The organism is Aeromicrobium sp. CnD17-E (assembly GCF_024124745.1).
In the GTDB taxonomy this organism is placed as follows: Bacteria; Actinomycetota; Actinomycetes; order Propionibacteriales; family Nocardioidaceae; genus Aeromicrobium.
Genome location: NZ_JAMXRU010000079.1, coordinates 1 through 15,252 on the forward strand (window position 1 = coordinate 1; position 15,252 = coordinate 15,252).

At 72.6% G+C, this 15,252-nt stretch carries 13 protein-coding genes and 1 pseudogene; 8 read left to right on the forward strand and 6 right to left on the reverse strand.

The annotated features are described in order from the left end of the window. Positions 1-262 (reverse strand): annotated as a pseudogene (locus NH339_RS13580) (hypothetical protein); the annotation flags it as partial. A 180-nt stretch (positions 263-442) separates the two neighbouring features. On the opposite strand from NH339_RS13580, the gene NH339_RS13585 reads away from it, so the two are divergent. From NH339_RS13585 to NH339_RS13610, 6 genes are all read left to right on the forward strand, one after another. Beyond that, positions 443-1,906, forward strand: coding sequence for an aspartate aminotransferase family protein (locus NH339_RS13585; RefSeq protein ID WP_308207076.1), 1,464 nt, complete (start codon positions 443-445; stop codon positions 1,904-1,906). Then, the gene (locus NH339_RS13590; protein WP_253026216.1) at positions 1,903-3,267 is read left to right on the forward strand and encodes a lysine N(6)-hydroxylase/L-ornithine N(5)-oxygenase family protein; all 1,365 of its coding nucleotides are present in this window, start codon (positions 1,903-1,905) and stop codon (positions 3,265-3,267) included. The genes NH339_RS13585 and NH339_RS13590 overlap by 4 nt, the downstream gene beginning before the upstream one ends. After that, positions 3,264-3,845 carry a GNAT family N-acetyltransferase gene (locus NH339_RS13595; RefSeq protein WP_253026218.1) on the forward strand — a complete coding sequence of 194 codons (582 nt, stop codon included), beginning with the start codon at positions 3,264-3,266 and terminating at the stop codon, positions 3,843-3,845. Before NH339_RS13590 ends, NH339_RS13595 begins: the two co-directional genes overlap by 4 nt. Further along, the gene (locus NH339_RS13600; RefSeq protein WP_253026220.1) at positions 3,842-5,671 is read left to right on the forward strand and encodes an IucA/IucC family siderophore biosynthesis protein; all 1,830 of its coding nucleotides are present in this window, start codon (positions 3,842-3,844) and stop codon (positions 5,669-5,671) included. The genes NH339_RS13595 and NH339_RS13600 overlap by 4 nt, the downstream gene beginning before the upstream one ends. Before the next feature lie 91 nt (positions 5,672-5,762). Next, the gene (locus tag NH339_RS13605; RefSeq protein ID WP_253026222.1) at positions 5,763-7,565 is read left to right on the forward strand and encodes a penicillin acylase family protein; all 1,803 of its coding nucleotides are present in this window, start codon (positions 5,763-5,765) and stop codon (positions 7,563-7,565) included. Then, positions 7,562-8,080, forward strand: coding sequence for a GNAT family N-acetyltransferase (locus NH339_RS13610; RefSeq protein WP_253026224.1), 519 nt, complete (start codon positions 7,562-7,564; stop codon positions 8,078-8,080). The genes NH339_RS13605 and NH339_RS13610 overlap by 4 nt, the downstream gene beginning before the upstream one ends. A 104-nt stretch (positions 8,081-8,184) precedes the next feature. On the opposite strand, the gene NH339_RS13615 is transcribed toward NH339_RS13610, so the two are convergent. The 4 genes from NH339_RS13615 to NH339_RS13630 form a co-directional block, all read right to left on the reverse strand. Further along, on the reverse strand, positions 8,185-8,790 hold the full coding sequence (locus NH339_RS13615; protein ID WP_253026226.1) for a hypothetical protein: 606 nt from the start codon (positions 8,788-8,790) through the stop codon (positions 8,185-8,187). Further along, a complete protein-coding gene (locus NH339_RS13620; protein WP_253026228.1) occupies positions 8,787-9,746 on the reverse strand; it encodes an NADPH:quinone oxidoreductase family protein in 960 nt (319 codons plus the stop codon). The genes NH339_RS13615 and NH339_RS13620 overlap by 4 nt, the downstream gene beginning before the upstream one ends. A gap of 174 nt (positions 9,747-9,920) precedes the next feature. Continuing rightward, positions 9,921-11,300: a cytochrome P450 gene (locus NH339_RS13625; RefSeq protein ID WP_253026229.1), complete on the reverse strand. Its 1,380-nt coding sequence runs from the start codon at positions 11,298-11,300 to the stop codon at positions 9,921-9,923. Between the two features lies 1 nt (position 11,301). Beyond that, entirely contained in the window at positions 11,302-12,768 is a 1,467-nt protein-coding gene (locus NH339_RS13630; protein ID WP_253026230.1) for an NAD(P)/FAD-dependent oxidoreductase, read from the reverse strand. A gap of 67 nt (positions 12,769-12,835) precedes the next feature. Between NH339_RS13630 and NH339_RS13635 the strand changes: the two genes are divergently transcribed. After that, on the forward strand, positions 12,836-13,450 hold the full coding sequence (locus NH339_RS13635) for a TetR/AcrR family transcriptional regulator (protein ID WP_253026231.1): 615 nt from the start codon (positions 12,836-12,838) through the stop codon (positions 13,448-13,450). Between the two features lie 300 nt (positions 13,451-13,750). On the opposite strand, the gene NH339_RS13640 is transcribed toward NH339_RS13635, so the two are convergent. Continuing rightward, positions 13,751-14,242, reverse strand: a complete 492-nt coding sequence (locus NH339_RS13640) for an inorganic diphosphatase (RefSeq protein WP_067860312.1) — start codon at positions 14,240-14,242, stop codon at positions 13,751-13,753. Positions 14,243-14,340: 98 nt separating this feature from the next. Between NH339_RS13640 and NH339_RS13645 the strand changes: the two genes are divergently transcribed. Continuing rightward, positions 14,341-15,252: D-alanyl-D-alanine carboxypeptidase (locus NH339_RS13645; protein ID WP_253026233.1), on the forward strand; the 912-nt coding region annotated here is incomplete at its 3' end.

Here is a 15,252-nt window from a genome sequence, read left to right on the forward strand (position 1 = left end):
GGGTGTCGAGCACGGCGTCGCCGTCGGCCAGGCGCCACGCGTCGGGGATCGCCCGCTCGACGAGCCGCGGCGCGAACCCGTGGAACGTCGCCACGACGACGGGCGCCGCGGGTGTGCCCAGCGCCGCGGACCTCGACGCGGCGTAGCCCATCCACCACCCCTTCAGCCCTACGGCCTCGTAGCGCTCGCGCGCGTCGGGGGCGAAGTAGACGACCGAGTGCAGCGCCTCGACGGAGCGCCAGAAGTCGATGAGGGGGTGCATGGACGCCAGTGTGCCGGGTGGGCGAGGAGGTGCCACAGAGGGCGGTCGTCCGGCCACGACGGTCGATCGAGGAGCGGGTGTGTGAGGGGTGTCACCTGAGGTTGCCCGGCCGGTCCTCACGATGATTAGGTAAGGCTTGCCTTCAGGGGGCACCTCACCACATCTCGGGGAAGGAGCACGGTGGACAGCCACGTGTTCAGCCCGGCCAACGCCGAGCACTATGCCACGACCATGCGACGCGGTATCGACGTCCTGACCGACCACCTCGCCTCGGTCGAGCAGCCCTTCAGCGGACGCAGCGTCGCCGACGTCGCCCGCACCGTCGACGCCGTCGACCTCGACCAGCCGGTCGACGTCGAGAGCGCGCTCGCCGAGCTGCGCGACGTCTACCTCGACGACGCCGTCTGGTTCCACGACGCCGGGTACGCGGCGCACCTCAACTGCCCCGTCGTCGTGCCGGCCCTGCTCGCCGAGCTGTTCGTCTCGGCGGTCAACTCCTCGCTCGACACCTGGGACCAGAGCGCCGGCGGCACGCTCATCGAGCGCCGCCTCGTCGACTGGACCACCGGCCGCATCGGCTTCGAGGAGGGCGCCGACGGCGTGTTCACGTCCGGCGGCACGCAGTCGAACCTGCAGGCGCTGCTCATGGCGCGCGGCGAGACGTTCCTGCGAGGCCACGTCGACCCGGGCCTCGCCTACAACGAGAGCCTGTCGCGCTTCCGCGTGTTCTGCTCCCGCGACGCCCACTTCAGCGTCCAGAAGTCGGCCACGATCCTGGGCCTCGACGCCGCCGCGGTCGTGCCCGTCGACGTCGACGCACGGCACCGGATGGACCCCGTCGCCCTCGAGCGTGCGCTGCACGACTGCCTCGCGCACGGGCTCGTGCCGATGGCCGTCGTCGCGACCGCCGGCACCACGGACCTCGGCGCGATCGACCCGCTCGGGCCGGTGGCCGACCTCTGCGCCGAGCACGGCGTGTGGATGCACGTCGACGCCGCCTACGGGGGCGGCCTGCTCGCGTCGCGACGTCGCCGCCACCGGCTCGACGGCATCGAGCGCGCCGACTCCGTCACCGTCGACTTCCACAAGACCTTCTTCCAGCCGGTCAGCGCGAGCGCGGTGCTCGTGCGCGACGCCGGGGCGTTGCGGCACGTGACCTACCACGCCGAGTACCTCAACCCCCGCACGGCGAACCTGCCCAACCAGGTCGACAAGAGCATGCAGACGACCCGTCGCTTCGACGCCCTCAAGCTCTGGATGACGCTGCGCACCATGGGCGCCGACGCCGTCGGCGACGGCTTCGACAGCGTCATCGACCTCGCGCACGCGGCCGCCGACTGGGTCCGTGAGCAGGACGACCTCCTGCTGCGCGCCGAGCCCGAGCTGAGCACCGTCGTGCTGCGCTACCAGCCCGACGGTGTCGACGACGACCACGCCGACGAGCTCAACCCGCGGATCCGCCAGGCCCTCTGGCGCGACGGGCGGTCGATCGTGGCGGGCACCAAGGTCGAGGGCCGGTCGTGGCTCAAGCTCACGTTGCTCAACCCGGCGACGACGCTCGACGACGTCGTGCGGGTCCTCGAGCGCGTGCGGGCCGCCGGCGACGACCTGCTCGAGCACGACCGCCAGGGGGTGGCCTCGTGACGGCGCTCGGCCGCAGCGCGGCGGGGGACGTGCTGGACTTCGTCGCCGTCGGTGCCGGACCGTTCAACCTCGGCCTGGCCGCGCTCGCCGAGCCCGCGGGCCTGCAGGGCGTGGTGCTCGAGTCGCGCGAGGAGACCACCTGGCACGGCGGCATGATGCTGCCCGAGGCGACCCTCCAGGTGCCGTTCATGGCCGACCTCGTCACCATGGCCGACCCGACCTCGCCGTACTCGTTCCTGGCCTTCCTCAAGGAGACCGGCCGGCTCTACCCGTTCTACATCCGCGAGAGCTTCTACCCCCTGCGTCGCGAGTACGACCGCTACCTGCGCTGGGCGGCCGACCGGCTCCCGGTGCGGCTCGGCCACCACGTGCAGTCGGTGCGCCGCGACGGCGACCTCTTCGCCGTCACCGCCCTCACCGCCGACGGCCCGACGACGCTGCTGGCCCGGCACGTCGTGCTGGGCGTGGGCACGACGCCGCACGTGCCCGACGCGGCGCGCGCGGCCTGCGACGCCGACGGAGGTCTCGCGATCCACTCCGCCGAGTACCTCCAGCGCAAGGAGCAGCTGCAGGCGAGCGGGTCGATCACCGTCGTCGGCAGTGGCCAGAGCGCCGCCGAGGTCTACCGCGACCTGCTGGACGACGCGCGGGACCGCGACTACCGGCTGACGTGGGTGACGCGGTCGCCGCGGTTCTTCCCGATGGAGTACACGAAGCTCACGCTGGAGATGACGTCGCCGGAGTACACCGCGTACTTCCAGTCGTTGCCCACCACCACCCGCGACCGGCTCGTCGTCGAGCACAAGCCGCTCTACAAGGGGATCAGCGGCGACCTCGTGGACGACATCTACGACACGCTCTACCGCCTGGGCCTCGACGGTCCGGTGCCCACCGACCTGCTGGCCGGCACGACCCTGACGGCCTCCCGCTGGGACGAGGGTGCGGGGCGCTTCGCGCTGGAGCTGCGCCACGACGAGACGGACCAGGCGTTCGCCCTCGACACCGCGTCGCTCGTGCTCGCCACGGGCTACCGGGCCCAGCTTCCCGACCTCGTCGAGCCTTTGCGCGAGGGGCTGCACTGGGACGAGCGGGGCCGCTACGCCGTCGCGGCCGACTACACGATCGACGCCGAGCACCGCGTGTTCGTGCAGAACGCCGAGGAGCACACCCACGGCTTCGTCGCCCCCGACCTCGGCATGGGTGCGTTCCGGTCGTCGATCATCGTCAACGCCATGGCGGGACGGGAGGTGTACGCCGTCGAGGAGCGGATCGCCTTCCAGACGTTCGGCGCGCCGAGGCCCGACCGGGACGGGGGAGCCCGCGCCGACGGTGCCCGCAGCCTGACGGGGGTGGACCGATGAGGATCGAGCTCGCGCCGCTGGACGTCGAGCGCGACGTCGACCTGCTGCACGCCTGGGTCACGCACCCGCGGTCGCGGTTCTGGATGATGCAGGGCGCGAGCGTCGACGACGTGCGCCGCGAGTACGCCGACATCGTCGCCAGCCCGCACCACGACGCGTGGCTGGGTCGGGTCGGCGGGGGTGCCGGGCCGTGGGCGGCGAACAATGCAGCGCTCCTGGCGGAGACCTACGACCCCGCCCACTCCGCGCTGAGCGCGGTGCTGGACGTGCGACCCGGCGACCTTGGGATGCACGTGCTGGTGGCGCCCACGGACACGCCGGTGCACGGCTTCACGACCGAGGTCTTCGCCGCGGTCATGCGGCACTGCTTCGCCCTGCTCGGTCACGGCGACGAGCCGACCGCGCGGGTCGTGGTCGAGCCCGACGCCGCCAACACGGCCATCCACGCGCTGAACGCGCGGGCCGGGTTCGTCGTCGAGGGGGAGGTGCAGCTGCCCGACAAGCGGGCGCTGCTGAGCACCTGCACGCGCGAGCAGTGGGAGCGCAGCGAGCTCGGTGCGGCGGTGGTGGCCCGATGAGCACCGTCGTCGACCTGCACGCGACGTCGCAGCAGGCGTTCGACGCAGCCGACCACCTGGAGCCGGCGACGCTGGAGCGCGCGCAGCGTCGGCTCGCGGCCAAGGCCCTCGGCGAGCTGACGCACGAGCGTCTGCTGTCGCCCACGCCCGTCCCCGACGCCGCCGGCTGGTGGGAGGTGCGGACGGTCGCGTCCGTCTGGCGCTTCCACGCGCACGTGCACGAGCCGGAGCACTGGTCGGTCGACCCGGCGTCGCTGCTGCGCGCCGACGTCGAGCAGGACGTGACGCGTCCTGTCGACGTGCTCGAGCTGGTGGCCGAGCTGCACGACGAGCTCGGCATCCCCGAGCACCTGGTCGCCGTGTACCTGGAGGAGCTCAGCGCGACCCTCGCCGCGGCGTGCTGGTCCGACGTGCACCACGACCACAGCGTCGAGGACCTCCTCGACGCCGACCTGGCCACGACCGAGGCGGCCATGCACGAGGGCCACCCGGCGTTCATCGCCACGAACGGCCGCATCGGCTACGGACTCGACGACTACCGCGCCTACGCACCGGAGACCGGCAGCGAGGTGCACCTCGTGTGGCTCGCCGTCCGCCGCGAGCACACGGTGCTGGCCGTCGGCGACGGGCTCGACGAGGAGACCCTCTACGCCGGCGAGCTCGACGCGGACGAGCGCGCGGGGTTCGAGCTGCGGCTGCGGTCGCTGGGGCTCGAGCCCCGCGACTACCTGCTCGTGCCGGCCCACCCGTGGCAGTGGACCAACAAGCTGGCCATCACGTTCGCCGCCGATGTGGCACGCCGTGACGTCGTGCCGCTCGGCCCGGGGCGCGACGCCTACCGGGCGCAGCAGTCGGTGCGCACGTTCCTCAACGTCTCCGACCCGTCGCGGTTCTACGTCAAGACGGCGCTGTCGGTGCAGAACATGGGCTTCATGCGGGGGCTGTCGCCGCACTACATGCGCGGCACGCCGGCCATCAACGACTGGGTGCACCGGCTCGTCGCCGACGACGCCGAGCTGCGTCGCTGCGGCTTCGAGGTGCTGCGCGAGCGCGCCGCCGTGGGCTACACCGGCGGCGTCTACCAGCAGGTCGCCGGCGTGCGGCGGGGTCCGTACCAGAAGATGTTCGCCGCCCTGTGGCGTGAGACGCCCACCCTCGCGGCGGGCGAGCGCGCCGCGACGATGGCGTCGCTGCTGCACCGCGACCGCGACGGTCGCAGCCTGGTCGCGGCGACGGTGCGCGCGTCGGGTCTCGACCCGGCCGACTGGGTGCGGCGCTACCTCGACGTCTACCTGCGTCCGGTCGCGCACTGCCTGTGGGCGCACGACCTCGCCTTCATGCCGCACGGGGAGAACCTGATCCTGGTGCTGCGCGGCCACGTGCCCGTGCGCGCCTACATGAAGGACGTCGGCGAGGAGGTCGCGCTGCTCGTCGGCGACGGCCCCGAGGCGCACCCCGAGCACGAGCTCCCCGAGGCGGTGCGCCGCATCCGGGCCACGGTGCCGGAAGGTCAGCAGTCGCTGGCGGTGCTCACCGACGTGCTCGACGGGTTCCTGCGGTTCCTCGCGGCGATCCTCGCCGACGACGGGGTGCTCCCGGGCTCCGACTTCTGGGCGGTGGCCGCGGAGTGCCTGCGCGACCTGCAGGCCGACCACCCGGAGCTGGCCGACCAGCACGCGCGGTACGACCTGCTCGCGCCGGACTTCGAGCACTCCTGCCTGAACCGGCTGCAGCTGCGCAACACGCTGGAGATGGTCGACCTCGCCGACCAGGCCACGTCGCTGCAGCTGGTCGGCCGGCTCACCAACCCCCTGCACGGCCGATGACGGCTGTCCCGCACCCGGGTGGGCTCCCGGCGCATCTCTCGGGCGGGACACGCCGGGGGCCCTCCCGGGCGCGGGACGTGAGGGGGCGGCCATGAGCGTGCTCACCGTGCGCGCCGCCTCGCTCGAGGCGCTCGCCTTCGAGCAGGGTCGCAGGACCGTCGAGGTCGCCGAGGACCGTCTGCTGGAGGACCTCGCCCACGTCCAGGCCGTCACGGGCACCGTCTGGGACGAGTTCTGGAGCCGTTCGCTGCTCGTGCGCACCGCGCGCCGCGCTCACGAGCGGCTCGACGACGAGACCCGCGGCTTCGTCGACGCCTACGCGGCAGGGGTGCGGGCCGCCGGGATCGAGGACTGGCAGGACTGGACCTCGCTCGGCGTCTTCGCCGTCCACCACGCGCTCTTCGGATCCCTCGGCCACCACCTCTGGCGGCGTCACGCCGCGCGCGTGCTCGGCCCGGACGCGGCGCGCGCGCTCGCGCAGGAGGTGCCGGCCCTCTCGGGCAGCAACGCCTGGGTCGTGGGAGGCCGCAGGTCGGCCGACGGCGCGCCGCTGATCGGCGCCGACCCGCACCGCATCGTCACCGTGCCCAGCGTCTACCAGCGGGTCCACCTCGTGGCCGGCGACGCCGACGTCGACGTCGTCGGGCTGACGTTCCCGGGCGTGCCGGGGGTGCAGCACTTCGGGCACACCGGCACGGTCGCGTGGGCCATCACCAACGCGATGGCCGACACCCAGCGGCTCGTCGACGTCGAGGCCGACACGCCGCGCGACGTCGTCGAGGGCGTGTCGGTGACGGCCGACGGCCCGGTCGTCCTCGAGCGTCCGGACGGCTCCGGCGTGGCGGTGCGCAGCGTGCCGTGGCTGCTGGACGACCTCGGGTTCGCCGCGCTGCTGCCGCTGCTGCGGGCCCGCACCACCGCCGACGTCGACGCCGCCCTCGACCACTGGGTCGAGCCCGTCAACGACGTGCTCGTGGCCGACGTCGACGGTGCCGTGCTGCACCGGGTGGCCGGCCGCGTGCCATGGCGCGAGTCGTCGGGCGAGTGGTCGGGGTGGGTGGTGCCGCACCGCCGACGGGTGGGGCCGTCCGAGCACGCCGTGGTCGCCAACCACCGGCAGGGTGGGCACAGCGCGGCGCTGGCGGACGAGCTCGCGCCGCCGCACCGCGGTCGTCGGCTGCACCAGCTGCTCGCGTCGTCGCCGACCCTCGACGCCGAGACCGGCGCGGCGCTGCACGCCGACACGCTGCTGCTGCCAGCCGCGCACTGGCAGCGCAGGCTGGGGGAGCTGGCGATGTCGTCGGAGCCGGCCGAGGTCCGCCAGGTGCGCGACCGGCTGCTCGCCTGGGACGGCCACATGGACGCCGCGTCGACGGATGCGGCCCTGTTCGCGCTGGTGCGGTCCGCCGTCGTCCGGCGTCTGGTCGCGCACCCCGCGCTCGCCCCGCTGCACGAGCCGTCCGACGACCCGTGGACGGGCCCCGAGGAGCTGTTCGCGCCCTGGCTGCGCCCCGAGCCGCGCGTGGCGCTCGCGCTCGACCGCTGGCTCGAGGACCCGACGGCGGCGTCACCGCTGCTCACGTCGTTCGACCTCGACTGCACGCTCCTCGCCGCGCTGCGCGAGGTCGCGCCGTCGGTGGGCGACGTGGGGCCCTGGGGCGACGTGCACACCTTCACGACCCCCGACGGCGAGGTGCTGCGGCTCGGCGGCGACGACGGCTGCGTGCTGTCGACGTCGTCGCTGCCCGGCCTGGACGACCGGGTGTGGCGCGGCCCGGTCGCGCGACTGGTGTGGAGCCTCGGGGACCGGTCGCGCAGCCGCTGGACCGTGCCCGACGAGACGGACGTGTGGGCGGCGGGCTCGACCTCGCCCCTGGAGGAGGACCTGGCATGACGTTCACGCACCGCCCGCTCGACCCGGTGACCGACCTCGACCTGGTCCACGGCTGGGTGACGCAGGAGCGCGCCGAGTTCTGGGGGATGACCGACCACACGCGCGAGGAGGTCGGGGAGGTGTACGCCTACCTCGACTCCCTGTCGACGCACCACGCGTACCTCGTCCACGAGGTGGCCGCGGCGCCTCACGATGCGGTGCCGGTCGCGATCTTCCAGACCTACGAGCCGCAGCACGACCCGGTGGGGGAGGCGTACGCGGTGCAGGAGGGCGACCTCGGCGTGCACCTCTTCGTCGGCCCCGGTGAGCCGCGGTCGGGGTTCACGGGCTCGCTGGTCGCCTACGTGCGGCGCGTCCTGCTGGCCGACCCCGCCGTCCGTCGGCTCGTGGTCGAGCCCGACGTCCGCAACGACCGCTCCGTGTCGCGCTTCCTGCGCGAGGGCTTCGAGCGCGGCCCCGTCGTCGACCTGGGCCACAAGACCGCCCAGCTCGCCTTCCTCCCCCGCCCCTCCTGACCCCCGCCTCGACGCACGTTTGCGTGGGGCCCCACCTAAACGTGCGTCGGGGACGTGTTTTTGCGTTGGGGGGAGCGTGTTTGCGTGGGGTCCCACGCAAACGGTCAGGGGGTGACGGGGTGGCCGGTGGCCGCGTCGTACAGCTCCACGTCGGCGAGGGGGACGGTGCGGCGGGAGACGCCGACCTTGGTCCACGTGAACCCCTCGGGCGGGTCCTCGCCGGCGGCGGTCACCGCGACGAGGTGCACACCGTCGACGCCCTCCTCGAACGCGGCGACGTAGTCTGCGGCACCCCCGCCGGGCGACACGTACCGGGCGCGGAGGCCGACGTGGGGCGCCGGGCGCACCGGGCCGCGACCGTTGCGCCAGCCGTAGGCAGGGGTGTCGTAGTAGGAGATGACGCGACGCCGACCGTCGGCCTCGAGCCGCCAGAGCTCCGCGCCGGACGGTGCCCGCGTCTCGCGCAGCACGCCGTCGACGACCTCGACGCCCGGGAGCTCAGGGAGCACGAGAAAGTCGACAAAGCGACCCGCCGACGGGGCAGGGTCCGGATGCCCGAACGCCGCGCGCGCCGCGTCGGCGTCCGCGTACGTCGCCTGCTCGAGCGGCACGACCGGACCGCCGACGACGTCGAGCCCCTCGAGCACGACTCCCGTGGTCTGCGCCGGGGTGAGCAGCGCGAACCAGCGCCGCCGCACGGTGGGGGTCACGGGACGAGCAGGACCTTGCCGGTCGCGCGACGCTCGTCGATCTCGGCGAGCGCCTGCGCGGCGTCGTCGAGGCCGAACGTGGCGCCGATCGGCGGCGTCAGCGCACCTGAGGCGAGGTGCGGGGCGATCGCGGCCCACTCCTGCGCCACGTGCCCAGGGCGGGCGAGCGCGTAGGCACCCCAGCCGACGCCGACGACGCTCAGGTTGTTGAGCAGCAGCCGGTTCACCTTGACCTCGGGGATGTCGCCCGCGGTGAAGCCGACGACCAGCAGGCGGCCGTCCTCGCGCAGGCTGCGCAGCGAGTCGGTGAACCGGTCGCCGCCGACGGGGTCGACGACGAGGTCGACCTTGCCCGACGCCTTGACCGCGTCGAGGAAGCCGTCGGCGAGCACGAACTCGTCGGCGCCCGCGTCGATCGCGACGGCACCCTTCTCGGCGGTCGACGTGACGGCGACGACGTGACCCGCACCGAAGGCCTTGGCGACCTGTATCGACGCGGTGCCGACGCCGCCGGCCGCGCCGTGGACGAGCACCCGCTCGCCCTCCGCGAGCCGGCCGCGCTCGACGAGCGCGAAGTAGGCGGTGAGGTAGTTCAGCGGCACCGAGGCGCCTTGCTCGAAGGAGACGGAGTCCGGCAGCGGGAACGTCATGTCGGGCTGGGTGACGGCGTACTCGGCGAACCCGCCGAGCATGCAGAACCCGGCGACGCGGTCGCCCGGCGCGAAGCCCGAGCCCTCCGGCGCCGACACGACCTCGCCCGCGACCTCCGAGCCGGGGACGAACGGCAGCTCCGGCTTGAGCTGGTACAGCCCGCGGGTCTGCAGCACCTCCGGGAAGGAGACGCCGGCGGCCCGGACCCGCACGAGCACCTGGCCCTCCGCGGGCGTCGGGTCGGGGAGCTCGGTGACCTCGACGGCCGAGGGCCCGTCGAGCGTCGTGATCTGCACGGCACGCATGGCCCGACCCTAGGGCCGCCGACGGGTCCTAAGCAAGCGCTTAGTGACGACGAGGGCGCGACCCTGCCTGCGTCGGGCACCCACCATGGACGTCCCCCGCTCACCCTGGGAAGCATCCGCAGGTGGGTGCGCGAGAACCGTGGTGGGCTGCTGATTCCCAGGTCGTCCTGGGAATCAGCGGGCGCGCAGGATCACCGGGGCCTTGTCGTCGGGGACGTTGGTGATGTTGCGCAGCCGCGGGCCGGTGGGCTGCTCGGTGTGCACCGCGAAGCGCTGCAGGACCTCACGGAGGACGACTGTGCCCTCCATCAGCGAGAAGGCCGCGCCGATGCAGCGCCGCACGCCCCCGCCGAAGGGGATCCACGTGCCCGCCGACACCTCGCCGTCGAGGAACCGGTCGGGCCGGAACAGGTGCGCGTCGGCGAACGACGACTCCCGGCTGTGCGACAGCATGATCGACGGTGCGACCGTGGTGCCCCGCGGCAGACGACGCCCCGCGACCACCTGGTCGCTCTGCAGGCTGCGCGCGACGAAGTCGATGATCGGGTGCAGCCGCATGGCCTCCTTGAGGCAGGCCTCCAGGAATGCCTCGCCTGTCACCTCTGCCGCCCCCGGCCCGGCACCCCCGCCGGTGCCGTCCGCGGCCCGGAGCGCCCGCTCCAACAGAGCCGGGTCCTTGCCCAGCTCGTGCAGCGTCCACGACAGCGCCGACGCCGTCGTCTCGTGGCCCGCGAGCAGCAGCGTGACCAGCTGGTCGCGCAGCTCCTGGTCCGACAACGGCTCCTCGCCGTCGCCGCCCCCCGCGCGCAGCAGCCGCGACAGCACGTCGTCGCGACCCTCCAGCCCGTCGCGCGCGTGCTCGGCCCGACGCTCGGCGATCTCCGCGTACAGCAGCGCGTCGACCTCGCGCAGGTTCGTGAAGAACCCGCGCCACGGCGGCACCTTCCGCAGCCGCGGGAAGATCCACGACAGCAGGATGCCGGCGTCGATGTCGACGATGCGCGTGACCTTCGGGCGCAGCACCGCCAGCCGCTCCTCGTCGGTGACGCCGAAGACCACCTGCAGGATCACCTCGAGCGTCAGCGCGTTCATCGCGTCGAGCGTCACGAGCCGCTGGCCGTCGTGCCAGCCCTGGACGGCCTCCTTCGCCAGGCCCTCCACGAGCGGCCGGTAGCTGCGCATCGCCGGACCCGTGAACGCCGGCATCAGCAGCTTGCGTCCGCGCTGGTGCTCCGCGTCGTCCGTGAGCAGCAGCGAGTGGTCGCCCATGACCGGACGCAGGATCGCGTTGCCCTCGCCCGCGTGGAACTGCGACGGGTCGGCCGCGAAGATCTCCTTCACGTCGGCCGGGTCGGCGTGGACGACGATCGTCCGCGGCCCCGGCAGGATCTGCACGGAGAACGTGTCCCCGTACCGGGCGTGCGCGTCGCGGACGAGCGGACCCCGCTTCCGCATGAAGCGCATGGTCATGAGCAGCGGGTTCCCTCGCGGGCCCGGCGGCACGTCGTAGCCGTGCTCGTCGCCGACGCCGCCGACCTGGCCCGGGCCCGTCACGTCAGGCCGCCTTCTCCCACGCGAAGTCCTGCGCCTCGACCTTGCGCGTCGCCCACCAGTAGCGGAACGTGAAGCCGGGCCAGATCGTGCGGTTCTTGCCCTGGCTGTCGAGGTACCAGCTCGTGCAGCCACCCTGGCTCCACACGCCCTTGCTGACCTTCTCCTGCAGCGCGTCGTTGAACTCGCGCTGCGCCTGCGACGTCGGCTCGACGGCCTGCGCACCACGCTCGTCCATCTCGTCGAGCATCGCGATGATCCACTTCGTCTGCTGCTCGATCATGAACACGACGGAGTTGTGCCCCAGTGCCGTGTTCGGGCCCAGCAGGAAGAAGAAGTTCGGGAAGTCGGCGACCGAGATGCCCAGGTAGGTCTCGATGCCCTTCTCCTTGAACGTCTTCGACAGGTCGCGGCCACCCTTGCCGGTCACGTGCACCCACTCGAACGCGTCGGTCACGTGGAAGCCGGTGCCGTAGATGATGACGTCGGCCTCGCGGAACGTGCCGTCCTTGGCCCGGATGCCGTCGGCCGTGATCTCCTCGATCCCGTCGGTGACGAGCTCGACGTTGTCGCGGTTGTACACCGGGACGTAGTTGTCGGTCTTGAGGATGCGCTTGCAGCCGAGGCGGTAGTCGGGGATCAGCTTCTCCGCGACCTCGGGGTCCTTCACGGTGCGGCGGATGTAGTCGGAGACCTTGTTCTCCATGACCTTCGAGACGTTCTGCAGCGGACCGGTGAAGGCCAGCTGCTGCGCCTCGTTGAGCCAGTACATGGCGTTGCGGTAGGCGCGGGTGCCGCCGGGCAGCCGCTTGATGAACGCGCTCTTGCGGCCCTCGATGTCGTGGTTGTGCTTCGGCACGACCCACGGCGCGGTGCGCTGGTAGACGTCGAGCTGCGCGACGTCGCCGACGATCTGCGGGATGAACTGGATGGCGCTCGCGCCGGTGCCGACCACGGCGACCTTCTTGCCGGTGAGGTCGACGTCGTGCTGCCACTGCGCGGAGTGGAAGCGCGGGCCGCTGAAGCTCTCGGCCCCGGGCAGGTCGGGGATGTTCGGGATGTGCAGGCCGCCGATGCCGGACACGACCACGCGGGCGTCGTAGGTCTCCTTGCTCGTGCTGACCGTCCACCGCAGCCGGTCCTCGTCCCACACGGCGCCGGTGACCTCGGTGCCGAAGTGGATGACGTCGTAGAGGTCGTGCTTGCGCGCCACCGAGCGCATGTACTCCCAGATCTCCTGCTGGCCGGAGTACTCGCGGCTCCAGTCCTTGTTCAGCTCGTAGGAGAAGGAGTACATGTGGGACTGGATGTCGCACTCGGCGCCGGGGTAGGTGTTGTCGCGCCAGGTGCCGCCGACGTCGTCGGCCTTCTCGATGACGACGAAGTCGGTGCGGCCCGCCTCGCGCAGCTTCATCGCCATGCCCATGCCGCTGAAACCGGTACCGATGACCAGGGTGTCGGTGGTGATCATGTTTCGGATACTATCGGTATCCGAGTTCCGTGACCAGTGTCGCGGACCACGTCACAGGGAGGCAGCGGTGAGCGTCGACAGCGAGCGCAGCACCACGCGCGCGGAACGCCAGGCCCAGACCCGTGAACGGCTCGTCGAGGTCGCGCGGGAGCTCTTCCTCGCCGACGGCTACGCCGGCACCTCGCTCGACAAGGTCGCCGTCGCGGCCGGCTTCTCCAAGGGCGCCGTGTACTCCAACTTCTCCGGCAAGGAGGAGCTCTGCATGGCCGTGCTCGACACCATCCACGAGGAGCAGATCGAGGGCGTCGTCGCCGCGTTCACGGCCGACACCGACCTCGACGGACGGATCGACGCCTTCGCCGCCTGGGTGCGCGAGAAGCTCGGCAAGCCGCGCTGGACGGCGCTCGAGGTCGAGTTCGCGGCCGTCGCGCGGCAGAGCCCCTGGGTCGCCGGCGAGCTCGTCAAGCGCCACCGGATGCTCGTCGCGTCGAGCGCCGACCTGATCGACCGCGTCGTCGCCGACGCCGGCCTGCGGCTCGACATCAGTGCGCACAAGGCCGCCGTCGCGCTCCTCAGCCTCGGCATCGGCCTGGGCGCCATGCGCTCGCTCGACGCCGAGCTCGACGTCGACGTCTTCGCCGAGACCATGCGCGCGCTGCTGCGCAGCTCGACGTCGGCCTGAGGTCAGGCTGGGTCTGGACGCGCGCCCGGCTTCCGCTGGTCGAGTCGTCAGGACGGCGAGCGCCAGCGAGCTCGTCCTGGCGTATCGAGACCACCCGGCAACGGCTCAGCGTGGCTGCCTCGACGTGCTCGGGACTGAATTCTCACCAGGTCTCGATCTCCACCGCGGCTACGCCCCTTGTGCGGCGGCTCCAGAGAGACGCCTTCGGCGTGCACCACTCGTCCGTCGCGGCTACGCCCCTGCTGCGACGGCTCCACATCCCCGAACCGCTCGGGCGCTGAGCGCCGTCGGGTTCGGTGATCAGTAACCCCCGTTGTCCTTGAAGCGCTGGAAGCTGCGCTCGATCTCGGCCTCGGCCTCGACGCGGCCGGTCCAGTTGGAGCCCTCGACGGACTTGCCGGGCTCGAGGTCCTTGTAGACCGTGAAGAAGTGCTGGATCTCCAGGCGGTCGAACTCGGCCACGTGGTGGATGTCGCGCAGGTGCTCCTGGCGCGGGTCGGTCGCGGGGACGCACAGGACCTTGTCGTCGCCACCGGCCTCGTCGGTCATGCGGAACATGCCGATCGCGCGGCACGTGATCACGCAGCCGGGGAAGGTGGGCGACGGCAGCAGCACGAGCGCGTCGAGCGGGTCGCCGTCGAGGCCCAGTGTGTCGTCGATGAAGCCGTAGTCGGCCGGGTACTGCGTGGCGGTGAAGAGCGTGCGGTCGAGGCGGATCCGGTGGTCCTTGTGGTCGACCTCGTACTTGTTGCGCTCCCCCTTGGGGATTTCCACGGTCACATCGAAGATCACGGGCCGGGCCTCTCGTGGGTTGCTGATAATCCGAGCGAGGTGTCGCCGGGGCCGGACGGACCACCGGGCCTGCGCTCTGGGTGCATAGTCTGGCCCATGTGACGCGACGTGACCGAGGCAGGGTCGGGCTGCCGTGGCTGCTGGGCACCCTGGTGCTCGTCGGCGCGCTCGTCGCCGCGGTCGCGTTCGGATGGACCACCGGGCGGCTGAACGCGCTCGTCTGCGGGGGCGCGTGCGGGCCCGAGGCCGTCGCGACCCCCGCCGGGCTCACCCTCGACACGGTGCCCGAGCGCACCGCCCCCGACCCCGTCGTCACCCGACGTCCCGACCCCGACGCCGTCCGCGCCGCCGTCGCCGACCTGCTCGACGACCCCGACCTCGGCGGGCGCGTCGGCGTCAGCGTCTCGGCGCTCGACGGCACGTCGCTGCTCGACCGCGAGGCGTCGGCGACGTTCGTGCCCGCGTCGACGACGAAGCTGCTGACGGCGTACGCCGCGCTGTCCAGGCTCGACCCGACCGCGCGGTTCTCGACGTCGACCGTGCTGGACGGCGAGCGGGTGGTGCTGGTCGGCGGGGGCGACCCGTACCTCGCCTCGACCCGGCCCAGCCGACCCACGCGCGTCGACCGCGCCGACCTGCGCACCCTCGCGGGGCGCACCGCCGAGGCGCTGCGGGCCGAGGGCCGCACGAGCGTGCGGATCGGCTACGACGCCGGCCTGTTCACGGGGCCCGCCGTCAACCCGACGTGGGAGTCCTCCTACGTCGCCGACCAGGTGGTCACGCCCGTCAGCGCCCTGTGGGCCGACCAGGGGGAGCGCGACGGCGTCCGCAGCACCACGCCCGCGCAGGACGCCACGGAGCGCTTCGTCGGCTACCTGCGCGACGCCGGCATCCGCGTGCGCGGTGACGCGACCCGCGCCGACCCCGGCGCGAGCGCCCAGCCCCTGGCCGTCGTGCGCAGCGCCACGGTCGCGCAGGTCGTCGACGCGATGCTAGTGCGCAGCGACAAC

What these genes read in the sequence shown, in the direction of transcription:
- NH339_RS13595 (WP_253026218.1), top strand. Translation starts at nt 3,264, where the DNA reads ATGAGGATCGAGCTCGCGCCGCTGGACGTCGAGCGCGACGTCGACCTG.
- NH339_RS13600 (WP_253026220.1), top strand. Translation starts at nt 3,842, where the DNA reads ATGAGCACCGTCGTCGACCTGCACGCGACGTCGCAGCAGGCGTTCGAC.
- NH339_RS13605 (WP_253026222.1), top strand. Translation starts at nt 5,763, where the DNA reads ATGAGCGTGCTCACCGTGCGCGCCGCCTCGCTCGAGGCGCTCGCCTTC.
- NH339_RS13610 (WP_253026224.1), top strand. Translation starts at nt 7,562, where the DNA reads ATGACGTTCACGCACCGCCCGCTCGACCCGGTGACCGACCTCGACCTG.
- NH339_RS13620 (WP_253026228.1), bottom strand. Translation starts at nt 9,746, where the DNA reads ATGCGTGCCGTGCAGATCACGACGCTCGACGGGCCCTCGGCCGTCGAG.
- NH339_RS13630 (WP_253026230.1), bottom strand. Translation starts at nt 12,768, where the DNA reads ATGATCACCACCGACACCCTGGTCATCGGTACCGGTTTCAGCGGCATG.